This is a genomic window from Streptomyces sp. NBC_01017 (assembly GCF_045162795.1).
GTDB classification, from domain to species: Bacteria; Actinomycetota; Actinomycetes; order Streptomycetales; family Streptomycetaceae; genus Streptomyces; species Streptomyces machairae.
This window is the reverse complement of record NZ_CP108683.1, coordinates 1,237,754-1,259,133: the sequence shown is the minus strand read 5'-3', so window position 1 is coordinate 1,259,133 and position 21,380 is coordinate 1,237,754. Positions and strand designations below refer to the sequence as shown.

The window sequence follows — 21,380 nt, the reverse complement described above, 5'->3', positions numbered from 1 at the left end:
GGAGGTACCTGCCTGCTCTTCGGGGCACCGTCCAACACGGCCATCGCGGCGCCGGTCGTCGCCGGGCGGTGGAGCAGGACGAAGGCGACGCCCGGCGACGCCATGGGTTCAGGGATGTCCGCCATCCAGGCTCTCTCCGGCGAGCGCCCGGAGCGCACCCCGGTCCGTCTTGCCATTGGAATTGAGCGGGAGCGTCTCCAGGTGCAGGAAGCGGCGGGGTACCAGGTGAATCGGCAGGGTCGTGCGCAGGGCGCGCAACAGGTCGCGTCGGGGGACCGGCTGCCCCGTGTAGCAGGCGACCAGCTCGCTGACGCCGTCCCGGCCGGCGACGACCACGACGGCGTCGTGTACTTGGGGCAGCTGTCGCAGTGCCGTTTCCACATCGCCGGGTTCCACCCGGACGCCCCTGATCTTCACCTGGTCGTCCAGGCGCCCCAGGTGGACCAGTTGCCCGCCCTCGATGCGGACCCTGTCTCCGGTGCGGAAGTAGTGCTCGGGGCCCGGTTGGCCGGCGCCGGTGTGGTCCAGGAAGCGGCCCGCGTCGTCCTGTGGGTCCAGATAACCGTCGAATCGCTGGGCTCCGCGGACGCACAACTCACCTGTGTCCTCGATGATCAGGGACTCCAGGTGGTCGAAGACGCGGCCGATGGGAACGGTGTCGTTGGAGGTGCTCGGCCATTGCGACGGATCCCGGGGCAACCGGAACGTGGAGCAGCCGACGGCGACTTCGCTGGGCCCGTAGCTATTGTCGATGAGGGAGTCCGGTGCCACCGCGTGCCATGTTCGTGCCTGGCCGTACGTGAACTGTTCGCCGCCGAAATGGCTGTAGCGCAGCGTGTTCGTCCGTCCGGTGGGCAGTTGACCGAGCTGGGCGCTCACCGACACGGCCGAGGGGACGGAGAACCAGTGCGTGAGTTCCCGGCGTGCCAGGTACTCGGCCGGGCTGAACATCTCGGACCGGTTCGGCACCACCAGTACTGCTCCGCCGCCCCAGGTGACGAAGAGGTCGTAGACGGAGGGGTCGAAGGTCAGGTCGAAGGTGTGCGACATGCGGCACCCCGGACCGACCTCGTACCGCGCGATGCTGTGCTCGACGAAGGGCAGCACGTGGCGGTGCCTGATCGGTATGCCTTTGGGGCGCCCGGTCGTGCCCGAGGTGAACAGCATGTAGGCCGGCCGATCGGGATCCATGTCGTACGGCGGAAGGTGGCCGCTCGGTGCCGCGGCCAGTACGTCCTCGTCGGTCAGCAGCCCGACGGGAAGGCCGTCCGCCCACCCTTGTTCGTCCCGCTTCCAAAGGGCCGCATCGGCCACCACGACGTCCACGTCGGCCAGTTCGCGGACGCGCCGGTTGCGGGCGGCGGGAAAGTCGGGATGGAACGGTACGACCGCCGCGCCGAGGCGGAGTGCGGCCAGGTAGCCGGCGAAGGCCACCGTGCTGCGGGTGGCGAACAGTCCGACCCGCGCGACCGGAGGGTGTGCGTCTCGGATCTGTTCCGCGACCGCTTCCGCAGCGTTCCTCACCTGACGGTACGTCAGAGTTTTGTCCGGCAGTTCGACAGCGGGAGCGTCCGGTTGACGGTCAGCGGTGTCGGCGAACAGTTGGTAGAGGGTGCTGCTCATAGGTCCGCCACGAGGAGTTGCACCTGGGCGCGCACAGTGGGGTGTTGGAACAGATCCGTTGCCTGCACGCTGTGGTTGGTCAGCTCGTCCAGCTGTTCCCACAGCAGCACCAGCAGCAGAGAGTTGCCGCCGGCATCGAAGAAACCCTGATCGAGTGGTACGTCTTCCGTGTCGATGCCCAGCGTCTCGGCCCACGCGCCGCGCACCGCTTCGAGCAGGTCGTCCTCGTCGGTCACCTCAGGCCCTGCCTCTCGTTCAGGGCTGACACCAGCGCCCGCGGGTTCACGGTCACCGCGGTGAGCAGCCTCTCGTACTGGCCGGCCACCCGCTCGATGGTCTCGGCGTCGAACAGGTCCTGGTCGTACTCCCAGATGAACTCGATGTCCCCGGACTCCTGTGCCCCGCCGTGCCCGATCGCCTGTTCGGCACGGGGTATCGCGATGACACTCAGGTCGAACTTGGCGCTGCCGTTCGTGACACCCGGCGTCACCTCGGCTTTGAGACCCGGCATCCGTACGGTGCCCAGCGGTGCGTCGTGGAAGGCGAACAGCACCTCGCACAGCGCTTGCCGGCCAGGAATCCGGGGCGGACGCAGTGCTGCGACCACGTGGTCGAACGGGATGTCCTGGTGCTGCAGCGCGCCGAGGGTGGTCGTGCGCACCCGGTCGAGCAGTTCGCCGAAGTCCGGATCGCCGCGGAGATCAGCGCGCAGCGCCACGGTGTTGACCACCATGCCGAGCAGCCGCTCGGTCTCGGGCCGGCTGCGGCCCGCGATGCCCGATGCGACACAGAAGTCGTTCATACCCGACCAGCCGTGCAGGAGTACCTCGAAGGCGGCGAGCATCACCGTGAACAGGGAGACCCGCTCGCTCCGGGCCAGCGCACGGACCTGGTCGGCGAGGTGCGCCGGGACGGTGAACCGGGGGGCGTCACCCACGAACCGGCGTGCCGCGGTACGGGGGCGGTCCGTGGGCAGATCGAGGAAGTAGGGGACCCCACTGAGCTGCCTCGTCCAGTACGCGAGCTGCTTCTCGGCGTCCGGTCCCGCCAGCCAGGTCCGCTGCCAGGCCGCGAAGTCGGCGAACTGGAGCTCTGGTTCGGGCAGCGGAGACACCCTGTCTGAGGCGTATGCCTCGTAGAGGGCGCACAGTTCCTCGACGAAGACGTTGAAGGCCCAGCCATCGTGGATCAGGTGGTGTTCCAGGTGGAGCAGAATGTGTCGGTCGGAGGCCACGCGCAGCAGTCGCCAGTGCACCAGGGGCAGACGCCCCACCGGGATGTTCTCGGCGATCGCCTCACGGATCGCCTCCTCCGCCGCCGCGTCGGGGTCCGGTGCGTCCCGTAAATCCTCGACGGGCAAGGGGACTTGGAACGGCGGGTGCACAACCTGCGCGGGTCCCTCGGGCCCATCGGTGAAGGTCGTGCGGTAGATCTCGTGCCGACGGACCACTTCGGTCAGAACTGCCGCGAGGGCGTCGGCATCGAGCGCTCCGACCAGCTTGATCTCTGCCTGGAACTGGTAGGCGCGGATGCCCGGATGGAGTTGCAGGACGAACCACAGCCGCTCCTGTGAGGAGGACAGTGGTAGGTACCCGTCCCGTGGCACGGGGCGGATCTCCGACGAGTGCATGGTTCCATCGCTCATCTGCAGCCCCCTCAGCCCGCATGCCATGATCAATTTAGAGGCGAACCCTCGCTCGCTGTCAATGGTGACTTCGTGCGCATGACACAAACACAGGGAATGCCTATCGTGGGACGTCAACGTCGAGGAAGGGCGGTAGTGATGACCGTGGCTGCTTGGTGAACCGCGGAAGCTTGTGGCGTTCACCGGACTTCCTACGGCTGTGGGCTGCCCAGTCGATCAGCGAGACCGGAACGCAGATCGGCCAGCTCGCGGTCCCGTTGCTAGCCATCGGCGCCCTGCACGTCTCCGCCACCGAGCTCGGCTTCCTGACCAGTGCTCGCATGCTGCCGTTCATCGTGCTCGCCCTGCCGGCCGGGGCGATGCTGGACCGGATGCGGCGGCTTCCCGTCATGATCGGTTCCGACATCGCCCGCGCGCTGCTGCTGGCAGGCGTGCCCGTGGCGTACGCCCTGGGCATGCTTACGCTGGCCCAGCTCTATGTGGCCGTCCTCCTCGTCGGCGCCTTCACCGTGACGTTCGACGTTTCTTATCAGAGCTATCTGCCCGCGCTGGTGCGGCGGGAGGAACTGGCGGACGCCAACGCCAAGCTGACTGTGAGCAGTTCGGCCGCCGAGATGGCGGGACCGGCCGTGGCCGGCCTCCTGGCCGGTGTCGTCGGCGCCGCCGCGACGGTGCTGCTGGACGCGCTCAGCTTCCTCGCCTCGGGCCTGCTGTGCCGAGCGATCCGGCGCCCCGAGCCCGAGCCCGAGCGCGCGGACCCCGGCACGCCCAGGTCGCTGAGCAAGGAGATCGGCGAAGGCCTCGGCTTCATCCTGCGGCAGCGCGTGCTCCGCGCGGTCGCGGCCTGCGCCAGTCTGCTCAATCTGAGCTATGCGATGCTCACCGTGCTGCTGACGCTCTACATGGTGCGGTCGCTCGACTACTCCTCTGCGAAGGTCGGTGTCGTCTTCTCGGTCGGTGGCGTGGGGCTGGTGGCCGGGGCGATGTGCGCCAGCCGTCTCATCGAGCGTCTGGGATACGGCCGTTCGATCATGTCCGGCGTCGTACTGTGCGCGGCTGGCCTGGCTTTGATGCCCGCCGCGTCGCCGGCGTTGTCCTTTCCGTTCCTCGCCGGCGGGTACTTTGTGTTCGGCTTCGGTGCGCCACTCTTCAACATTGCTCAGGTGACGCTGCGTCAAGCCATCACGCCCGACCGGCTGCAAGGGCGCATGAACGCCTCCATACGGTTCGTTATCTGGAGCACGATCGCGGTCGGCGGCCCCCTCGCGGGCTTCCTCGCCGAGACCGTTGGGATGCGGAGCGCCATCGCCACCGGCGCGGTGATCGGTGTCCTCGCCTGGCTTCCCCTCCTGGGATCGTCGGTCCTGTCCCTTCGTCGGCTGCCCGAGGAACCCGCGAAGGTCTGACGCCCTCATTCCTGGCGTAGTCCATGCCAGTCGATCTCCAGTCCCGCGGTCCACAGCTGTCCCACCGCGGCGAGCAGAAGCTCCTGTTCTGTGCGGCTCTCGAACTGACCCGGCAGGGTCTGGACGACGGGTGCCGCCGCGTCGGCCGGGCGGCTCGGGTGCTGCAGCGCGAGTCGCGACAGGGTCTGCCCTGGGCCCAGCTCGACTAGGAGCGGGTCGGCGAGCCGCCAGAGCTCGGCCACCCCGTCGGCGAACCGTATGGTCCGGCTCAGGTGCCGCGCCCAGTAGGCAGGACTGGTCGCCTCCTCCTCGCGCAGCCATGTCCCGGTCACGTTCGACAGCACGGGGATGTCCGGCGGTCGGAGCGGGAGCGTGCTGAGCAACTCCTCCAGCGGGCCGGTCACTGGTTCCGTCATCGTCGAGTGGAAGGCGTGCGAGGTCGCGAGACGTCGGCAGGCAACCCCGGCGGCGGTCAGCCGCCGAGCAGTCTTCTCGATGGCCTCGACCGGTCCGGAGAGCACGCTCTGTTCGGGCCCGTTCAGTGCGGCGAGCGAGACCTGACCGCCCACATACGGGGCCACCGCTCCGGGACCGGCCACCACGGCGAGCATCGCGCCCGTCGGCAGCTCGTCCACCAGCTGGGCACGGCGGGTGACCAACCGCAGGGCATCCTCGAGAGGGAAGACCCCGGCGACACATGCGGCGGCATACTCGCCGACGCTGTAGCCGGCCACGGCGGATGGCTGCGCTCCCAACGTGCCCAGGGCGCGGGCCAGCGCGTACTGCAAGGTGAACATCAGGGGCTGCGCCACCACCGTACGGTGGATCTCCTGAGTCGTCTCTCGTTGGTCGAAGAGCGCGGCCAGGTCGGGGCGGCCGTCGCCGGGGCCCGCGGACGTCTCCGGCGGGAACAGCACGGCACGCAGGTCCAGGTCGTGCTCGGCGGCGAGGAACCCGAAGCACCGGTCGAGTTCGCGCCGGAACTCCGGCAGGCGCCGGTAGAGTCCGGCGCCCAGCCGCGGGTACTGGTCCCCGACTCCGGAGAAGAGGAACACACGGGATGTACGGGTGCCCGGGCCGCCGGTGAACACCCGGCGCGGGTCACGCTTCCGCAGCCGTCGAGCCGCCTCGGCCGCCGTGCCCGCCGCGATCGCGCGCCGCACGGAGCCCACTGGCACCTGCGCGTCCGGTAGCTCCGGTAGCTCCGGAAGCTCCGGAAGCTCCGTGAACCCCGTGTCGCCGAGGCTCTCCAGCCGTGTCGCGAGTTCGTCGGTCGCTCGCTCCAGCGCCGCGGACGTGGGCGCGGACAGGGTCAGCAGCCGAGGCCGAGAGGTCTGTCCGCTCATAGCGCCACTGCCGTCCTGACGGCTGTGGGCCAGCCCTCGGGGTCGACCCCGTGCCGGCACAGGAACGCAAAAGCGAGCCGCTCCAGGCCGAAGCCGGCGCAGCCGGTGAAGACGGGCTCGCCGACGGCGTCGAGGATCCCGAAGGACCTCCCGAAGAACTGTTCGTGGTAGTTGAACGAGGCAACCGAGACGTCACGTGGCCTGTCTTCAGAGCCTACCGAGCCGCCCTCGGCCTCCTCGTCCAGTGGCAGCCGCAGTTCGTACTTCTGCTCCAGCAGGCGTTGCGACCAGGTGCGTGCCGCGGTGCCCTCGTTGAGGAAGAACGGATCGCTGGCGACCTCGCACCGGCCGCCCAGCCCGAGGGACTCCATCAGGGCGTAGACCCTTTCCATCAGCCGGGTGCGGGAACTGAGCACGAACTCCGGCGAGCCGAGGAACACGATCTCCCGGATGGTGAAATCCCATAGCCGTTCCAGGGAGCGGCGATACCGCGACTCGTGCCGGAACGACTTCCCGCAGGCGGTCACTACCAGCGAAGGAGCCGGCAGCGTGCGGTCCGCGAACTGGTGGTAGGTGTGGAAGCACATGGTCGGCGGCAGACAGTGATCGAATCCGCCGCCCTGCTCGCGCAGCGCCTCGGACAGATCGCCGCTCTCCGCGAGGGAGTCGAGGAACCCCTGATAGCTGTCGACGTCGCCATGCAGTCTGGAGACGAACATCAGCAGCTGCGGAAAGGACTCGGCATAGCCGGTGCGCCGCAGCGCGTCCGCTGTCATCAGGGTCGGATAGCGGTACTCCCGCGCTCCGAACTCCGCCATGACCAGGGCTCGTATCTCGCCGTCCAGGTGGTCCATCAGCGACAGGACGGGCTCGCCCAGGGCGATCTGTCCCTCACCGAGTTCCGTGGCGGCTCCCCGGGCCAGCAAGTCGTCGAAGGCGTACCGTGCCGTTCCCGGGGTGGCGGCCCGCCAGACCACCTTGGGTTCGACGTGTCGCTGGCCGAGCACGTCGTTCGTCACGACGACATGCAGTTTTCGGGCGAGTTCAACGGGGTCGACCGGGCTGGACGTCTCCGTGATCATGTCCACGCCTGTGATCTCGTCTCCGGAGCGGATCAGGGAGAAGCCGGTGATCGCGTCCGAGACGAAGTAGACCCGCTTGGCCAGCTCGTCGGCGAGCGCCGAGGGCACCGGAGTGGTGAGCGGAATCCTGGTCACTGCGCCCCGCCTCCGGACAACGCCCCGCGCACGCCCAGCAGTTCGGCGAGAATCCCGCGTTGCACCGCGTTGGTCCCGGCGTAGATGGGGCCGCCGAGTGCGTCGCGCAACTCCCGCTCGATCCCGTCATCGGTGAGGTATCCGCGCGCTCCGTGCACCTCGACCGCTCCCATCGCTGTCTGCACCAGGCTCTCACTGATGAAAATCTTGGCCATCGTGGCCTCCAGCAACGCCAGCCGGCCCTCTCGCTTCAGCCAGCCCACGCGGTACAGCAGCATCCGGGCCAGCTCCAGCCGGATCTTCATGTCCGCGATCGGGTGCGAGACCGCCTGGAAGGCGCCGATCGGGCGCCCGAACTGGTGCCGGGAGTTGGCGTGCCGCACCGAGGTCTCCAGCAGTCGTTCCATGGCCCCCACCTGGGAGGCGAACATGAAGGACCGCTCCCACTCGATGGACGAGGTGAAGACCGAGTAGCCGGCACCCTCCCGCCCCAGCAGGTTGTCCGCCGACACCGGAGTGCCGTCGAACTCGACGACACCCATCGGTGTGGTCCGCAGCCCCATCTTCGGCAGTTCGCACTTCTTGACGACACCGGGCATGTCGCTGGTGACGATGAACGCGGACAGCTGATTCTGCGCCCTTCCCTCGTCGCCGGTCCGGGCGAGGGTGACGAAGACGTCGGCGACCGGGCCGTTGCTGATGAAGCACTTGGTTCCGTGCAGCCGGTACCCGTCTCCGTCGCGGCGCGCTGTGGTGGTCAGACCGAGGAGGTCCGACCCCGCTTCGGGTTCCGACAGGGCCTGGGCCCCGATGAGTGTGCCCGCGCACAGGGAGGGGAGGTAGCGCTGCTTCTGCTCCTCCGTGCCGTGCAGCAGCACATGGATCGCGCAGCCCCAGAGGTGGTTGTTGATGGCGAACACCAGGCCGTTGTCCCGGCATCCGTAGCCGAGCGCCTCCAGGGCAACCATGGTGGTCAGCGGGTCGAGGCCGCGCCCCCCGTACTCCTCGGGCACCGGCCAGCCGAGCACCCCGAACTCCGCGCACCGGCGCCAGTCCTCCGCGGGAAATCGGGCGTCATGGTCGTCCGCGGCTGCTTCCCGGCCGAGTTCCTTCTGGGCGAAGGAGATGACCTCTTTGCGGAGCCGGCGTTGCTCGGCGGTCAGTTCGAAGTCCACGCGCCGCCTCCGGCCAGGGTGCGCTTGCCGTCCACGAAGGCGGCGATGGCATCGATCGTTGAGAAATTCGCGAAGTCGAGGTCCTTGCCTACGAGTTGGAGGTCGAAGGTCCGCTCGATCCACATGACGAGCTGTACGGCGAACAGCGAGTTCACGTATCCGCTTGCGAAGAGATCCTCGTCGTCGTCCACCGGCACGCCCTGCATGTTCGTGGAGATGAACTCGCGTATCAGGTGCTTGTCGTCTTCAGCCATGTCACCGGACCCCCGACTCGTTGGAGCGTTCATAGGAATGGAAGCCCTGCCCGGTCTTCCTGCCGTGCAGACCGACGTCGACCAGCCTCCGAAGTAGAGGGCACGGACGGTACTTGGGGTCGTTGAAGTCGCCGTACAGGACCTCGAGGGACAGCAGCACGGTGTCCAGTCCGATGAGGTCCGCGGTCTCCAACGGGCCCATCGCGTGCCCGAAGCACTCTTTGAACAGCCGGTCGATGTCCGCTGCCGAGGAGACACCCTCGTGGAGGACGAAGATCGCCTCATTGAGCGTGAGCATCAACACCCGGTTGGTCACGAATCCCGACGAGTCGGCCACCACGATGTGTCGCCTGCCGACGTCGTCCAGCAGTGCCTGGGTACGGGCCAAGGTCTCGTCCGAGGTGTGGTGGCCGCGGATCACCTCGACCGTGGGCTTGAGGTGGGCCGGGTTCATGAAGTGAGTGCCGATCACACGGTCTGCCCTGCTGGTGGCCGCCGCGACGCGGGTGATGGGAATCGCGGACGTGTTGACGCCGAAGGGCACCTTGGGCGGGCACAGTGTGTCGAGCTCCTCGTAGAGCGGGCGCTTGACATCCCATCGTTCCGTGACGTTCTCGACGAGGTAGTCCACGTGACGCAGCTGCTTGAGATCGGTGGTGAACAGGATGCGCCCGGTGACTTGCTCCGGCGGTCGCTCCGGTGTCCCCGGCCGGACGAGCGGCGCGAGCCGTATGTTCCTGCTGATGTCGGCCAGCGCGTTCTCGAGGATGTGATCTGCCACGTCCACGAGCACGACCTCATGGCCGTGCTCGGCGAAGAGCTGCGCGACACCGGTGCCCATGGTGCCGGCGCCCACGACGCCTATTCGGTCCACTCGGGGTCTCCTTTCATCGTGAATTCGTGAAGGTCGTCGTGCGGTTGCGCAGACGATCACTGCGAAGTCGTGGAGACAGCCGTTCGCAGGGCACGCATTGCCTCCTGCCGCCCGTCGCGGAAGTAGAAGTGGCCCCCGGGCAGGAGCTCGACCTCCGTGGGACCGCGGGTGTACGCGGCCCAGTCGCCGGCTCGGGGCGTCCACGGCTCCTCGGTACCCGCGAAGACCGTGACCGGGCAGTCGAGTGGGCTGTCGTCCGGCTCGTGCCGGTACCTCTCCAAAAGGGTGAAGTCGGCCCGAAAACAGTCGAGTACGTGGGCTCTCAGGTCTGGGTCGCCACGCAGGTGATCCAGGGACTCGCCCCAGCTCCGCTCGATCTCGGCGAGCAGCTCGTCGTCCGCCAGAGCGTGCACCGGCGGGCGGGCGGGCGGCATGAGGGGCGGGGCCGGGCAGGACGACACGATCAGCCGGTGCGGCTGTGCGTGACCCCGTCGGCGCAGCTCCTTTGCGGTCTCGAAGGCCATCAGCGCCCCGAGGCTGTGGCCAAAGAGCACGAACGGCCCGTCGAAGGAGACGGCCGACACCAGGGCGTCCACCAGCGGTTCCATGCGAGTGAACGGCGGCTCGGCCCGGCGGGTGGTGCGGCCGGGCAGATGCACTCCCCAGACCTGTACGTCGGGCAGGTCGTCCGACCAACGCACGTACTCGCCTGGTGATCCGCCGGCGTGCGGAAAGCAGTAGAGGGAGGCCCTGGCGTCCGCACGCCGGTGCCGACGGACGGTCCAACGCGTCATCGCGTACCCTCCGCGGTCATACGGTCATCGATCAGGGTGGCGAGTGCGACGGCGGTGGGAGCCTCGAAGAGGTTCCGGGGCACGAGGTCGACCGGGAAGACCTCGCGCACCTGCGCCACGAACCGGGCGGCCATGAGGGAGTCGCCCCCGAGGTCGAAGAAGCTCTCGTCCGGCTCGATGTCCGGGAGTTCGAGGAACTCGGAGAACAGAGCGGTGATCACGTCCAGGGTCTTGGCTTCCGGGGACGGGGCAGTGGGTGCGGGGATGATCGCGGAGGCGGCGTGACTGAGGGAGGGCTCGTCCACCTCCACGATGTACCGCCGCCGTTCGAAGGGATAGGTGGGGAGGGCGACTCGTCGAGACCGCCCTTCGTGTACCGCCGACCAGTCGATTCGCGCGCCGGTCAACCAGAGGTCTCCGAGCATGCGCAATGCGGTCTGTTCATCGGCCGGGGGGCCTCCGGCCTCCACATCCAGCACCACGCGTCGCGTGTCGTCCGGCAGCGCGGTGGGCACCTCGTGGGCCGTCCTCGACTGCTGCCGCAGGCACGCGGCCCAATAGGCCGGGTCTGTGACCTGGGCGGACGATACCCGCTTCATGTCGCCCGTCCAGAGGGGCATCGCGGGTGCACGCGGGCCGATCCGCCGGATCAGTTGCTCCAGTGCTACGGCCTCAGGCTCCCGGAACGCCATCACCGCCAGCCTGGCCGCCTCGGTCGGCTCGAACACCCCGGCCACGGCCGCCGCCACGAGCGCCGTGAAGCCCTCGCCCACAGCCCCGGCCGGCTCGACGCCCCATCGCGACCACATGCGTGCAGAGGCGTACCAGCCGGCGAAGGCGATCAAGGTGCCGGAATCGTCGGTGCCCGTGGAGGACGTCATGTCAGTGCTTGTCGAACGCACGGAATGCCCGGGCTGGATCGTGTCGTCCCCAACTCGGAGGGAAGCGGCCAGGGCCTGGAACTCGGCCCGGGCACCGCAGTCGTCGACAGAGCGGCGGAACACCGGCTCGACCTCGTACAGGCGTGCCCATCTAGCATGCTCCATACGGGAGTCGACTCCCGGAAAACGGAAGATCAGTGGCCGGGAGCCAGTCTCCTGGGGGGCGGTGACGCATCTGTCCGACTGCTCTCCGGCCAGTACCCGTACCGCGTCCGCGGCCCCGTCGACGAGCGCGAACCTCCGGTACCCGTGCTCCCGGCGTCCGGTCTGCAGGGTCCAGGCCACGTCGGCGAGCGGGGTTCTCGGATTCGCGCGCAGGTGCTCGGCGAGGCGGTCCGTGGCGGCGGTCAGGGCGGCGGGGGTCCTTGCCGACAGAGGCAGCAGCTGCCAGGAGGACGGTTGCGGGCAGAGATGTCCTGGCCGCGGTGCCTGTTCCAGGACGACATGCGCGTTGTTTCCGCCCACGCTGAACGCGCTGACCCCCGCGCGTAGGGGCGCCTCCTGCGCCTTCCATTCCTGCGGCTGTGTGATCACCCGAAACGGGCTCGCCTCGAAGTCGATCTGCGGGTTGGGCGTCGCGAAATGCAGACTGGGCGGAATGACGCCGTGCTTCAGTGCGAGGACCGTCTTGATCAACCCCGCGATTCCCGCGGCCGCATCGGTGTGTCCGATATTGGTCTTCACCGAACCGACCCCGCAGAATCCGCGTTCATCGGTGGTGCGGCGGAAAGCCTTGGTGAGTGCGGCGATCTCCACCGGGTCGCCGAGCGGTGTACCCGTCCCGTGAGTCTCCACATAAGTGCAGGACCGCGCGTCCACCCCTGCGGCACGCTGTGCGCTCGCGATCACCGAGGCCTGCCCGTCGACGCCGGGCGCGGTGAAACCGATGCCGCCACCGCCGTCGTTGTTCACGGCGGATCCACGAATCACCGCATCCACCCGGTCGCCGTCGGCCACCGCCTCCGCCAGACGTTTCAGTACGACGACGCCTGCTCCGTCCCCGCCCACGATCCCGCGGGCGTCGGTGTCGAAGGCCCTGCAGACGCCGTCCGGTGACAGAATCCCCACTTCGTCGGAGGAGTCCAGCGTCGACGGGACACGTACCGTGACACCCCCGGCCAGAGCGAGATCGCAGTCCCCGTTCAGCAGACCCTGTATCGCCAGGTGGACGGCGACCAGTGAGGTGGCGCAGGCAGCCTGCACCGCGACGGCGGGACCGCGCAGACCAAGCTTGTGGGCGACCCGGCTGCACAGGAAGTCGGGCCCGTTGGCCACCCGGATCTCCCAGTCGGATATCGAGGACAGCTGCGCCCGCCCTGCCTTGAGGATCTGCGCGTATGCGTTCTCCCCGGCACCCGCATAAACGCCGACGGCACCGGAGTGGCGGACAGGGTCACAGCCGGCGTTCTCGAGTGCCTCCACGGCGCACTCCAGGAAAATCCGCTGCTGCGGGTTGATGACCCGGGCCTCCCGAGGCGAGATGCCGAAGTAGTCGGCGTCGAACCACTCGGGGTCCTCCAGCAGGCCTCGCGCTGCCACTCCCTGCGGTCCGGTGAGGCGGGTGATCGAGTCCGTGCCGTTGAGCAGGTTGTGCCAGAACGCTTCCGGGTCACGCGCCCCGGGGAAGCGGCAGGCCAGGCCGATGACGGCTATGTGCGTGGCTCCGTCGGCCGACTGTCGGGCATCGGCCGTGCTCACCGCGGTAGTTGTCACTGGTCACCAACCTTCTGTCGTGCGGGATTGAAGCCCGATGAAGTCGGACATACCGTCTGGCCGGTCAGGCAACGGCAGGACTGAGCCGCCAGGCACCGGATATGTGGAGGACGGCCAACCGGGCCCGGTCGCTGTCCACTGTCGCGGAGGCGGGAGAGACGAGGTCCTGGCTCACGCCTCGCGAAACTCGTAGAGGGTGTAGTCCACGTTCGTATCGCCGCCCGATGTCTCAACACCAGGCACGCTGATGGGAAGGCTGAACACTTCCCGCTGGTACACCGAACCTGTAAATCCCGCCGTCGTGGCCAGATCCATCAGGCGTGCACTGTTGCCCAGGGTGTCGCTGAAGCCGAGGAACAGCCGGGCGCCGTCGGTCATGTATCGGTGTGCTTCGGCAAAGTACCTCTGGTGCATCGCATAGTCGGCGTCGAAGACGGCGTAGTCGAGCTGACTCTCGTACAAATGGTCGGTCGGTGCCTCGGCGAAGGGGGAATTCCAGTAGATCAGATCGAACCCATTGGACGAACCGAGCTCCGAGAAGAGGTCGCTCCTCAGGATCGTGATGCGTTCACTCACGCCGTGCCGAACAGCGTTCAGCCTGGAATTTTCCACGGCTGCCGGACTGATGTCGAGGGCGCATACCCGAGAGCAGCCTTGCAGTGCGGCGGTGACAGCCGTCACCCCTGTCCCGCAGCCCACTTCGAGGAAAGTATCGGCTTCCTTGTACGGCAGCCAGGAAGTGAACAGTCGGGTCGCAATCGCGTTTCCCGGCCACACATCGGGAAGGAGGCTCCACTCTCGGTCCAGGGCGGTAAAGGTGTCCTGCGGGGAACGCTCCCTGTACCGAGCCAGGTCCCAACGTCCCACCTGATAGCCGAACTTACGCAACGCATGCCCTCCTGGCGTGACCGGTCAGGACGGGCAGTCGTACCCGCCGACTTGGTTGGGGGAACGATACGTCATCCATGATCAGTTGTGAGGGGCAGCGATGGCGCCGTGAGTGACGTTTCCCGGCTTTGATGGCAGAATCGCCACCTTCCAAGAAGTGGAACTATCAAGTCCGGAAAGGGGCGCTCTGAATCGCCCCGGTTCGAATGGCGACGCCGGACCGTCCCGATTTGGGTGGAGCCGAGCCACTTGGTTTCACGCTACCGGCAGGTCCGGAGTTTGTACTTCACCGGCTGAGTAGCTGTTGTCTTTCCGGGCTTGAGGGCTGCGTTCTCGCTGGTGGGGCATAAGGTCGGCGGTTCCGTGGGAGTGGTGGGCTGTCGTGTCGTCGTTCCTGCGGAGGTTGCGGATGTCGCTGGTCGTGGGACTGCTGGAACAGCACGAACTCTCCGCTCGGCGTCGGGTGGAGGAGTTGCGGGAGGAAGCCGACGGCATCCAGGCCGAGTTGGCCCTGTCCGAGCTGGAGTGGAATGAGTGGGCCATCGCCCGCTCGCGGGTCGGCGCGGTGCTCGTTCCGGAGAACGGCAACGCTGATGCGAGGGCCGCTCGGGATCTGCGGGATGCGGCGAAGCCGGAAACGCGGGTTCCAGTGTGGCGTGAAGGGCTGGGCTGGGTGATGCTGTCGGTCGACTACCAGCGCATTCTGCAGGCGCTGACGGACCGTCATGACCTCCGCCAAGGGCCGCTGACCTGCCAGGAGATGGCCGCGGTGTTCGGCATGGACGTGGTGCCGGCAACGGTCGAGGCGCTGCGGTCGAAGGCGACACGTCTGGTGGCCCGCGGCTGGCTCGCCGAGTCCGCGGCCCGGCCGGCTCATGCTTCCCGACCCCGTCGCCTCGCGGCCAGGCGATGGCTCATGAGGAGCGTCATCGACCAGTAGAGCATCGCCTCGGCGCTCGTGGTGCGGCGCTCGAAGTCGCGCACCAGGCGGCGACTTGCATCAGGTGGGCGAAGAACCGCTTGACGATCCACCGCTTGGGCACCTCCACGAACCCCTTCTTTCCGTCGCTGCGCTTGACGATCGCCAGGACCAGCCCCAGCGCGGCCAGGCAGTGCTCGACGAGGCTGCCGGTGTAGCCGGCGCAGGCTGGTGCGGCGCTCCGCGAGGGGACTGCGTCTGGGGCTGAAAGCACGAGCTCCGTGCCGGCGGCGCGACGGGTGCCGGCTCCCGCACCGGTGACCGCTGCGGTGGCGGCCGGGTCGGTGATGGCGCCAACGCCACCAGCTCGAACATCGCCACGACCGGTACCACGGCTGGCAGCGGTGGCTGGGACGACTGGCGGCGGCAGCGCGGGCGGGACCGTCCTCGGTGGTGGCCGTGGGCGGAGCGGGAACGAGTAGGGCCGCCGTCACGGTTGGGGCTGGGTGGGCACGGCCGCGGCTGGGAGGCGGTGACTGGCGCGAAGGCCACTGCCGGCTGCGGAGGCTGTGGTGCGGCCGGCGAGGATGGCAATCCCTGGCTTCGGTCCTGGACCGCGGGCGGCCGGGCGCCCGGGCCGAGGCCTCGGCCGCGCTGGTGCCTACGGCTTTTCTCGCGCCAGGGGTATGTGTCGTGCGCTGGGCTGTTCCTGGACCAGGGCTGGGTTCGGGGTTTCGGCAGCGCGGATTCTCGGGCCGGGGCGATGGTACCCCGCTCCGGTGGTGGCCGCGGGTTTTGACTTGTCGTCGGTTACCTGGGGTGTCATGGTCCTGGTCTCTGGCAGGTCACCTGGCTGTCGCTGCGGTGGTTGTGTCTGGACCGGCCGCGTTGCGGTCATTGTGCGGTGGTGTCGGCAAGTCTGTCCGTGGCGGCTGTGTGTGCCCGCTACAGTTCCTGATGTGAGGCGCTGATCAGGGCAGATCCAGATGTCCGTAGGTGGCGCCCTAGCCGTCGTGCGGTGCGTTGTCAATGGCCGACACGCGCGCAGAAGTGTGACGAGGTGTCAGTCAGTCCCCCGTATGGCCCCATGGTGTGGCCAAGTCACTTCTGATGTCACTTTTTGATGACCCGTCACATGTGCTGTTCCGGGTTCTTGAACGCCCGATCGGCCCCTTTCTGGTGTCTGTCGCAGATTTCTGAAGTGGCGACAGTTTTCGGCGTGAGTAGGTTCTTTCGTAGGCGGCCGGGTCGGCTGGCATCCCATGAGAGATGGAGAAAACGAAATGCCTGCGAGAGGGAGAAGCGGAATGCGTACGCGTACCGTGGTCGGGATCGCATTGTCGGTGGGCATCACCGTCGTCGCTGCGACGACCGTGAATTATGCGTCGGCTTCGAGTTCCGTACCGGAGTCCGCCGCGTCGGTGCAGGAGGCCGCTGCCTCCTTGCCTCAGGGAGGGGACGTGGGCGGGGACGGCCAGACGGGCGGGAACGGGCAGTCGAAGTACGGCGACTGGAGGGACGATGACGATCGCGGACGGGTCTATGTCAACGAGCGAACGTATTCGGTAGAGGGGGGTGAGTGCATCGCTGTAATCAGTAGTCCGGCGACCAGCTTCAACGTCCGGAACGAATCTGACAAGAGGATCGAATTCTTCACCGGGATTACGTGCGACAACGGTGCTGCAATTGCGACTATCGGGCGCGGAGACTCCAGCAGCGCAATCCCCGGAACGGTGGTTTTCGACGGCAGCGTGGTGCCGTTCGCGCTCGTCGGCAGCTTCCGGGCAGTCGACAGGAAGCACCACTGATCCCGATCCACGGAACCGCATGCGGCGGAGGCCGCTCTGGTCGAGCAACTGCGGGCTGGCCAGATCCAACTCGCGCACCTTCAGGTCGGCCCCGGTCAGCGCGGCTCGGATCGCACTGCCTCAGCTCCATGCCGCCACTGCGCCCGGTGTGCGCGGCGGCCAATTCTTCGGCCCTTCCGGCTTCAAGGAGATACGCGGCCGTGGCGTGAAGGCAGCTCACCCCGGTGCCGAAGCCGCTGCCCCAAGCCAGGCCAACGACTCTGGACAGAGGCCGAACAACTGACCGGGTCACCTACCTCTGATCAAGGGAGCTGACCCGGCAGCGGCCGAGTTCGGCCGCAACACGCCACCCTCGGCTGGCCCTGGCCCTGGCCCTGGCCCTGGCGCGTGGCGGCCTAGCGGCGGAGCCCCTGCTTATGTCATTTCGTCGCGGATCGTGTTGCGGTGTTCCTCGTAGACGAGCCGCGCATCGTTACTTGGCAGCGCCTTGGTGGCGAGGCCGCAGGTACACGTCACCACGGTGAGGCCGCATGGAGTGCGCAGTGTGTGCCCCTCGGGACTGGTCCAGGCGCCGCCGGCCGGGTTCTCGTAGCGGAGGCTGTGGCGGTAATGGGACGTGCGGGTAAGGCTCGAGGTACAGCCGATGCCGGTCTGCTCAACGCTGAAGTGGTGCTTGCTCATGGCTCCAGTGTGGCCGTCGGCGAGCGATCGGCCGGGATGCGAGGGGCCTCGCGTTTTCCGGACAGGTGCCTACTGACCTTCAAAGCGTGGTGTCGTAGGGGCTGCCGTCTCGTGATCCTTGCGGAATGCCGAGGGGTCGGTAGGAACGGTGACGGGCGGTCAGCGACCGGTCGTTCAGCGTGGAGTCCTGGTGTCAGTCGTCTCCTGACGGCATCGGGTCTTCCCCGAAGCCGAGTACGGCGGTGGACTCAGCGCCAGTCGTCGATCACGTAGGCGTTTGGGTGGCTGTAGCCAGGTTCGTTGGGCTTGTGCATGGTCACGCCTTGCAGCCAGGTACGGAAACCGCGGTCGACCATGCGCTGGTAGGCATCCTGGCGGGCCAGGCTCATTCCGGCGTCCAGTTGCCCCAGTCCCTTCTCGGCGGCCAGTTGCTCGCACGCATTCAGCAGTCGTTCGAACCGGTCCGCGGCGTCCGGGCCAGGGCGTACGGCGCCGAATTTGACGAAGCACACGTCCTCACCGGCCTCCGACCCCGCTCCGCAGTGGCAGACGGCCAGACCGTCGAGGTCGGAGGCGGCACCCTCGAGAAGGATGGTGTCACCGAGCCCCTGTGCCTGTGTGGCCATGATCTCGCGCTCCAAGCTCAGGCCCTCGTACACGGCCCCCGTCAGTGCGCGACTGAGGCTGAGTGCGTCGGGCCGCTCAGCGGCGGTCAGCTCACCGAACAGCACTCGGCCGGGGCTTGCGGCACTGACGGCGACCTGTTTCTTCATGATGGCTGTCAGGAATCGGGGCCAGAAACCGTACCGGCGGTAGAGCTCGAGGTGCTTGGGACTGTGCGAGAAGGTGAACAGGCCGAGGTGGCGGTTCTCCCAGGTGTCGAAGCAGGCCATGACCGGTTCCATGAGGCGCCTGCCGATGCCCTGGTCCCACAGATCCGGACGTACGGTCAGCGGGCCGAAGAACCCGACGCTGCCCCAGTTGGCGGCGAAGTTCGATCCGACGACCTCGCCCTCGACGGTCGCTGCGAAGGCCGCGTGTGGATCCGCCGCCCAGCGGGTGCGGACATAGTCGACGGTCCCGAAGAACGTCTCCGGCTCAGGGGCCCCGAGGAAGGTCCCGAAGGCGACCCTGAAGATCTCGTCGGCCCGATCCAGGTCCGGCTCGACCAGCGGGCGGACCGACCCCGAGGTGGCGACACTCGTTCGCTTCGCTGCGGTCATGATCGCTCTCCTCTCCGCCCCCAGTTCCATCGCACCACGGACGTGCGCCGCGGGCGAAGCGACAGATCCGGCGGTACATCGAGGATCGAGCGGCCGCACTCCCCGACGACCGGGCGGCGGCCGTTTTCCTGCCGATCGGCGACCCGCTGGGCCCCGGTCTGCCGGGGGCCTCCGAGGAGCCGTAGGAGCGCCGACTGTGCCTGCTCTACCGCCTCGCCCCGCCGTGGTTATCGCCGCCGTCGACAAGTTCGCCCAGCGAACTATTGGAGCCCGCCATGGCTACTTGACCTTGAATGCGTGATGTCGTCATGGTGGCTGGCGTCGGAGGCCGGTGCCGGTGAGGCAGCCGTCGAGGACGTCGTGGCGTGCTGGAGCTGGCGGAGGCAGCGTGGGACGGCAGTGATCAAGTCATCGGGGTCCGGCGAAGGCACGATTGGCCACGGTGGTGCGTCGCAGGACGGAGCAGATGCCTCGACCGGGAGTAGAAGCTTTGCGCCCATCGGGTCGGACGTCCGGGCATGGCCGGTAGATCAGCCGCGAGGACTCGCCGGCCTTGTAGCAGGCCAGGGCGGCCACCGATAAGCGGCGGCGGCAGCGGCCCCGCACGTGGACCACAGGGGTCTGGCCGCGGCGGGACCAGGTGCGGGTGGTCGGCAGCGTCAACGAGAATCTGGCTTCGTCCTCGAAGACGAGCCAGGCGTCGAGCGCCGCCACGGTCCTTCCACCTGCGGTCAGGTCTCCTTCATCCAGCCGGCCATCACGTTCTCGTCCCGCTCGACCGCCCGCCGGGCGGGGACCTGGAAGCTACAGCCGTGCCGCTTGAGCAGGGCGGCCACCCCTTGCACGGTGTAGCTCCTGAGAAAGCGGCGCCCGATCAGCGTCTTGATCCGCGACAGGGTCCACGTCCGGGCCGGCCACCCATGCGCCACCGGCCCCTTGGCCGGCTCACGCTCCAGCACGGCGAAAGTCGTCGCTTACCAGCGGCAGCGATGCCGGGCCCTCATTTCACGCGGCGATTCGCAACTTCTCGTACTCGGCGTGGACTTCGCGTGGAGGGCGGTAACCCACGGCCGAGTGGCGGGTGCGGTGCCGGCGTGTGGGGTGGCGCCATCGGCCGGCTCTGTCCCGGGCGACGTCGACGTCGACTTCCCCGGGCGGGGGAGGACCCCCGGCCAGACCTCGGTGCTGACTTCGCTGCCGCTGACGGCCTACACGGCTGGTCAGCAGGGCAGGCATGGAGTGGGGCCCGCAGGAGCGTGATCTGCGTGGGCGGCGCAGTCCCCGGTGTGGACCCGGTTGACTTCGAGGTGCTCAGTCAAGGACCGCGAGGTGGTCAGCGGCACCCCCGCGCCACTCGATCATGAAAAGAGTGGCGTCGTCGCTGGTACGCCCGCCCCGTTCGCTCTTCAGCACGTGGGAGAGCATGCGCAGGTCCGCCCGCACCCCCTGGGAGGGCTCCTCTCCCAGGCGGTTGACACAGTCGATGAGGCGTTGCTCGCCGAACTGCTGTCCGCCGGTGATGTGCTCCTCGATGATGCCGTCGGTGTAGCAGAGCACTCGGTCGCCTGGCTGGAGTGTGTGCTCTTTGATCCGGGGCTCCTCCCCGCCGAAGCCGACGGGCAGTGTCGTCGCGCTCTCCAGCTGCTGCACGACCTGGCCGTCGCGGATCAGCAGCGGCGCCGGGTGGCCGGCGTTGACGAGCTCCATCTCACCGGTGGTGACGTTGAGGTGCATCAGCTGTGCCGTGACGAAGTGGTCGGGGCCGAACTGGCTGGAGATGGCATCGTTCATGAACGCGTGCTTCTCGGCCAGGCCGATGAACACGCGCCGGGCGTGCCGGTAGGCGCCGATGGCCACGGTCGCCATGGTGGCGGCGTCCAGGCCGTGGCCCATCGCGTCGATCACGACGATGTGCAGGATGTTGTCATTGAGGGCGTAGTCGGAGCTGTCGCCGGCGACGCGGTAGGCGGGGTTCCAGGATGCCGGCCACGTCGAACTGCGGTACGGGCATCGACAGTGGCGGCAGCAGGGTCCACTGGATCTCCGCGGACACGCTCATCGGCTCCCGGCGCCAAGCCTGGAAGAACTGGTCGGTGTAGGCGTTCTTGGTGACCAGCAGGTCGGCGACCAGGCATGAGAGTCGGCGCAGCAGGCGGCGGTCGTCCTCACCGACGGTGTCCAGGGTGAGAGCCATCACGCCCACCGTGTCGCTGCCGTCCAGCAGCGGCAAGTACATCCGTACGACACCGTGAGTCTGCGGCACTTCGACGACCTCCCCGCGCAGGAAGGCCCGGCCGGCGGGGGAGTCGATCACGGATTCGGGCTGGCTGACGTGAAGTTTCCGGCCCGGCAGCGGCACCAGCAGTTCCTGCGCGTAGTCCTGGAGCAGGCTGGAGACGTCACGGCCTCCGATTCTGGCGACCTCCTCCGCGATCAGCGGGGCGATCAGCTGCGGCGGTAGATGCCGCGCCCGTTCCAGCAGCAGGCCCAGCAGTCGCTCGCCGAAACCCTCCGACCGGTCCTCCGGAATCTCCGCGCCCATGGCCCTGCCCGCCGCTTTCGTCCTGCCGCACCGTGGTGATCGCCTGTGCACAACGTGACCTGTGAGGCTTGTCCGGGCCGCTCATTACGCCATGTGCGGCATGTCGGATGGCGGTAAGCAGCTGCTTCGTGCTTCTGCTTGATCAATACGGTCAGGGCTGACGCCGCGAGCTGATCGTTGACGCGAAAGCGATTCCGCCCTGGGGTGTAAGGCCGAGTAGGACGTTGCCCCCAGGCCGTGCGGCCATGTTCTTGGGCGATCGCTCAGGCGTTTCCCGGTGCCCGTGCGCCTCGGCGGTGGTCTCTCGCTCAGCCGGGGATGAGGCATCGAA

16 protein-coding genes and 4 pseudogenes are annotated in these 21,380 nt (G+C 67.9%); 3 read left to right on the top strand and 17 right to left on the bottom strand.

What is annotated here, in order from left to right; all coding sequences use genetic code 11:
* Nucleotides 1–108 precede the first annotated feature (108 nt).
* The 3 genes from OG331_RS06150 to OG331_RS06140 are packed head-to-tail and all read right to left on the bottom strand — an operon-like array spanning nucleotide 109 to nucleotide 3,268.
* Nucleotides 109–1,623: an AMP-binding protein gene (locus OG331_RS06150; RefSeq protein ID WP_406192427.1), complete on the bottom strand. Its 1,515-nt coding sequence runs from the start codon at nucleotides 1,621–1,623 to the stop codon at nucleotides 109–111.
* The gene (locus tag OG331_RS06145) at nucleotides 1,620–1,859 is read right to left on the bottom strand and encodes an acyl carrier protein (protein ID WP_406192424.1); all 240 of its coding nucleotides are present in this window, start codon (nucleotides 1,857–1,859) and stop codon (nucleotides 1,620–1,622) included. The genes OG331_RS06150 and OG331_RS06145 overlap by 4 nt, the downstream gene beginning before the upstream one ends.
* Entirely contained in the window at nucleotides 1,856–3,268 is a 1,413-nt protein-coding gene (locus OG331_RS06140; RefSeq protein ID WP_406192421.1) for a condensation domain-containing protein, read from the bottom strand. The genes OG331_RS06145 and OG331_RS06140 overlap by 4 nt, the downstream gene beginning before the upstream one ends.
* Nucleotides 3,269–3,423: 155 nt before the next feature.
* Between OG331_RS06140 and OG331_RS06135 the strand changes: the two genes are divergently transcribed.
* Nucleotides 3,424–4,674, top strand: a complete 1,251-nt coding sequence (locus tag OG331_RS06135; protein WP_406209754.1) for an MFS transporter — start codon at nucleotides 3,424–3,426, stop codon at nucleotides 4,672–4,674.
* 5 nt (nucleotides 4,675–4,679) lie between these two features.
* Here OG331_RS06135 and OG331_RS06130 read toward each other — a convergent pair whose 3' ends face one another.
* From OG331_RS06130 to OG331_RS06095, 8 genes are all read right to left on the bottom strand, one after another.
* Nucleotides 4,680–6,020, bottom strand: a complete 1,341-nt coding sequence (locus OG331_RS06130; RefSeq protein WP_406192418.1) for an acyltransferase domain-containing protein — start codon at nucleotides 6,018–6,020, stop codon at nucleotides 4,680–4,682.
* On the bottom strand, nucleotides 6,017–7,237 hold the full coding sequence (locus OG331_RS06125) for a hypothetical protein (protein WP_406192415.1): 1,221 nt from the start codon (nucleotides 7,235–7,237) through the stop codon (nucleotides 6,017–6,019). Before OG331_RS06125 ends, OG331_RS06130 begins: the two co-directional genes overlap by 4 nt.
* Entirely contained in the window at nucleotides 7,234–8,412 is a 1,179-nt protein-coding gene (locus OG331_RS06120; RefSeq protein ID WP_406192412.1) for an acyl-CoA dehydrogenase family protein, read from the bottom strand. Before OG331_RS06120 ends, OG331_RS06125 begins: the two co-directional genes overlap by 4 nt.
* Complete coding sequence (locus OG331_RS06115; protein ID WP_406192409.1) at nucleotides 8,397–8,666, bottom strand: acyl carrier protein; 270 nt, start codon at nucleotides 8,664–8,666, stop codon at nucleotides 8,397–8,399. The genes OG331_RS06120 and OG331_RS06115 overlap by 16 nt, the downstream gene beginning before the upstream one ends.
* 1 nt (nucleotide 8,667) lies before the next feature.
* On the bottom strand, nucleotides 8,668–9,540 hold the full coding sequence (locus tag OG331_RS06110) for a 3-hydroxyacyl-CoA dehydrogenase family protein (RefSeq protein ID WP_406192407.1): 873 nt from the start codon (nucleotides 9,538–9,540) through the stop codon (nucleotides 8,668–8,670).
* 56 nt (nucleotides 9,541–9,596) lie between these two features.
* Entirely contained in the window at nucleotides 9,597–10,334 is a 738-nt protein-coding gene (locus tag OG331_RS06105) for a thioesterase II family protein (RefSeq protein ID WP_406192404.1), read from the bottom strand.
* A complete protein-coding gene (locus OG331_RS06100) occupies nucleotides 10,331–12,973 on the bottom strand; it encodes a type I polyketide synthase (protein ID WP_406192401.1) in 2,643 nt (880 codons plus the stop codon). The genes OG331_RS06105 and OG331_RS06100 overlap by 4 nt, the downstream gene beginning before the upstream one ends.
* A 186-nt stretch (nucleotides 12,974–13,159) precedes the next feature.
* Complete coding sequence (locus OG331_RS06095; RefSeq protein ID WP_406192398.1) at nucleotides 13,160–13,876, bottom strand: methyltransferase; 717 nt, start codon at nucleotides 13,874–13,876, stop codon at nucleotides 13,160–13,162.
* A gap of 409 nt (nucleotides 13,877–14,285) precedes the next feature.
* Here OG331_RS06095 and OG331_RS06090 point away from each other — a divergent pair.
* A pseudogene (locus OG331_RS06090) lies at nucleotides 14,286–14,796 on the top strand (hypothetical protein).
* A gap of 6 nt (nucleotides 14,797–14,802) precedes the next feature.
* Here the strand turns inward: OG331_RS06090 and OG331_RS06085 are convergent.
* Nucleotides 14,803–15,069 carry a hypothetical protein gene (locus OG331_RS06085; protein ID WP_406192395.1) on the bottom strand — a complete coding sequence of 89 codons (267 nt, stop codon included), beginning with the start codon at nucleotides 15,067–15,069 and terminating at the stop codon, nucleotides 14,803–14,805.
* Between the two features lie 1,033 nt (nucleotides 15,070–16,102).
* Here OG331_RS06085 and OG331_RS06080 point away from each other — a divergent pair.
* A complete protein-coding gene (locus OG331_RS06080) occupies nucleotides 16,103–16,603 on the top strand; it encodes a hypothetical protein (RefSeq protein ID WP_406192392.1) in 501 nt (166 codons plus the stop codon).
* Nucleotides 16,604–17,017: 414 nt separating this feature from the next.
* Here OG331_RS06080 and OG331_RS06075 read toward each other — a convergent pair whose 3' ends face one another.
* The 5 genes and pseudogenes from OG331_RS06075 to OG331_RS06055 form a co-directional block, all read right to left on the bottom strand.
* Nucleotides 17,018–17,284: a hypothetical protein gene (locus OG331_RS06075; protein WP_406192389.1), complete on the bottom strand. Its 267-nt coding sequence runs from the start codon at nucleotides 17,282–17,284 to the stop codon at nucleotides 17,018–17,020.
* A gap of 248 nt (nucleotides 17,285–17,532) precedes the next feature.
* Nucleotides 17,533–18,507, bottom strand: a complete 975-nt coding sequence (locus tag OG331_RS06070) for a GNAT family N-acetyltransferase (protein WP_406192386.1) — start codon at nucleotides 18,505–18,507, stop codon at nucleotides 17,533–17,535.
* Nucleotides 18,508–18,813: 306 nt separating this feature from the next.
* Nucleotides 18,814–19,170 (bottom strand): annotated as a pseudogene (locus OG331_RS06065) (hypothetical protein).
* Nucleotides 19,167–19,512 (bottom strand): annotated as a pseudogene (locus OG331_RS06060) (winged helix-turn-helix domain-containing protein); the annotation flags it as partial. The pseudogenes OG331_RS06065 and OG331_RS06060, both read right to left, overlap by 4 nt.
* 306 nt (nucleotides 19,513–19,818) lie before the next feature.
* Nucleotides 19,819–21,049 (bottom strand): annotated as a pseudogene (locus OG331_RS06055) (PP2C family protein-serine/threonine phosphatase).
* Nucleotides 21,050–21,380 lie beyond the last annotated feature (331 nt).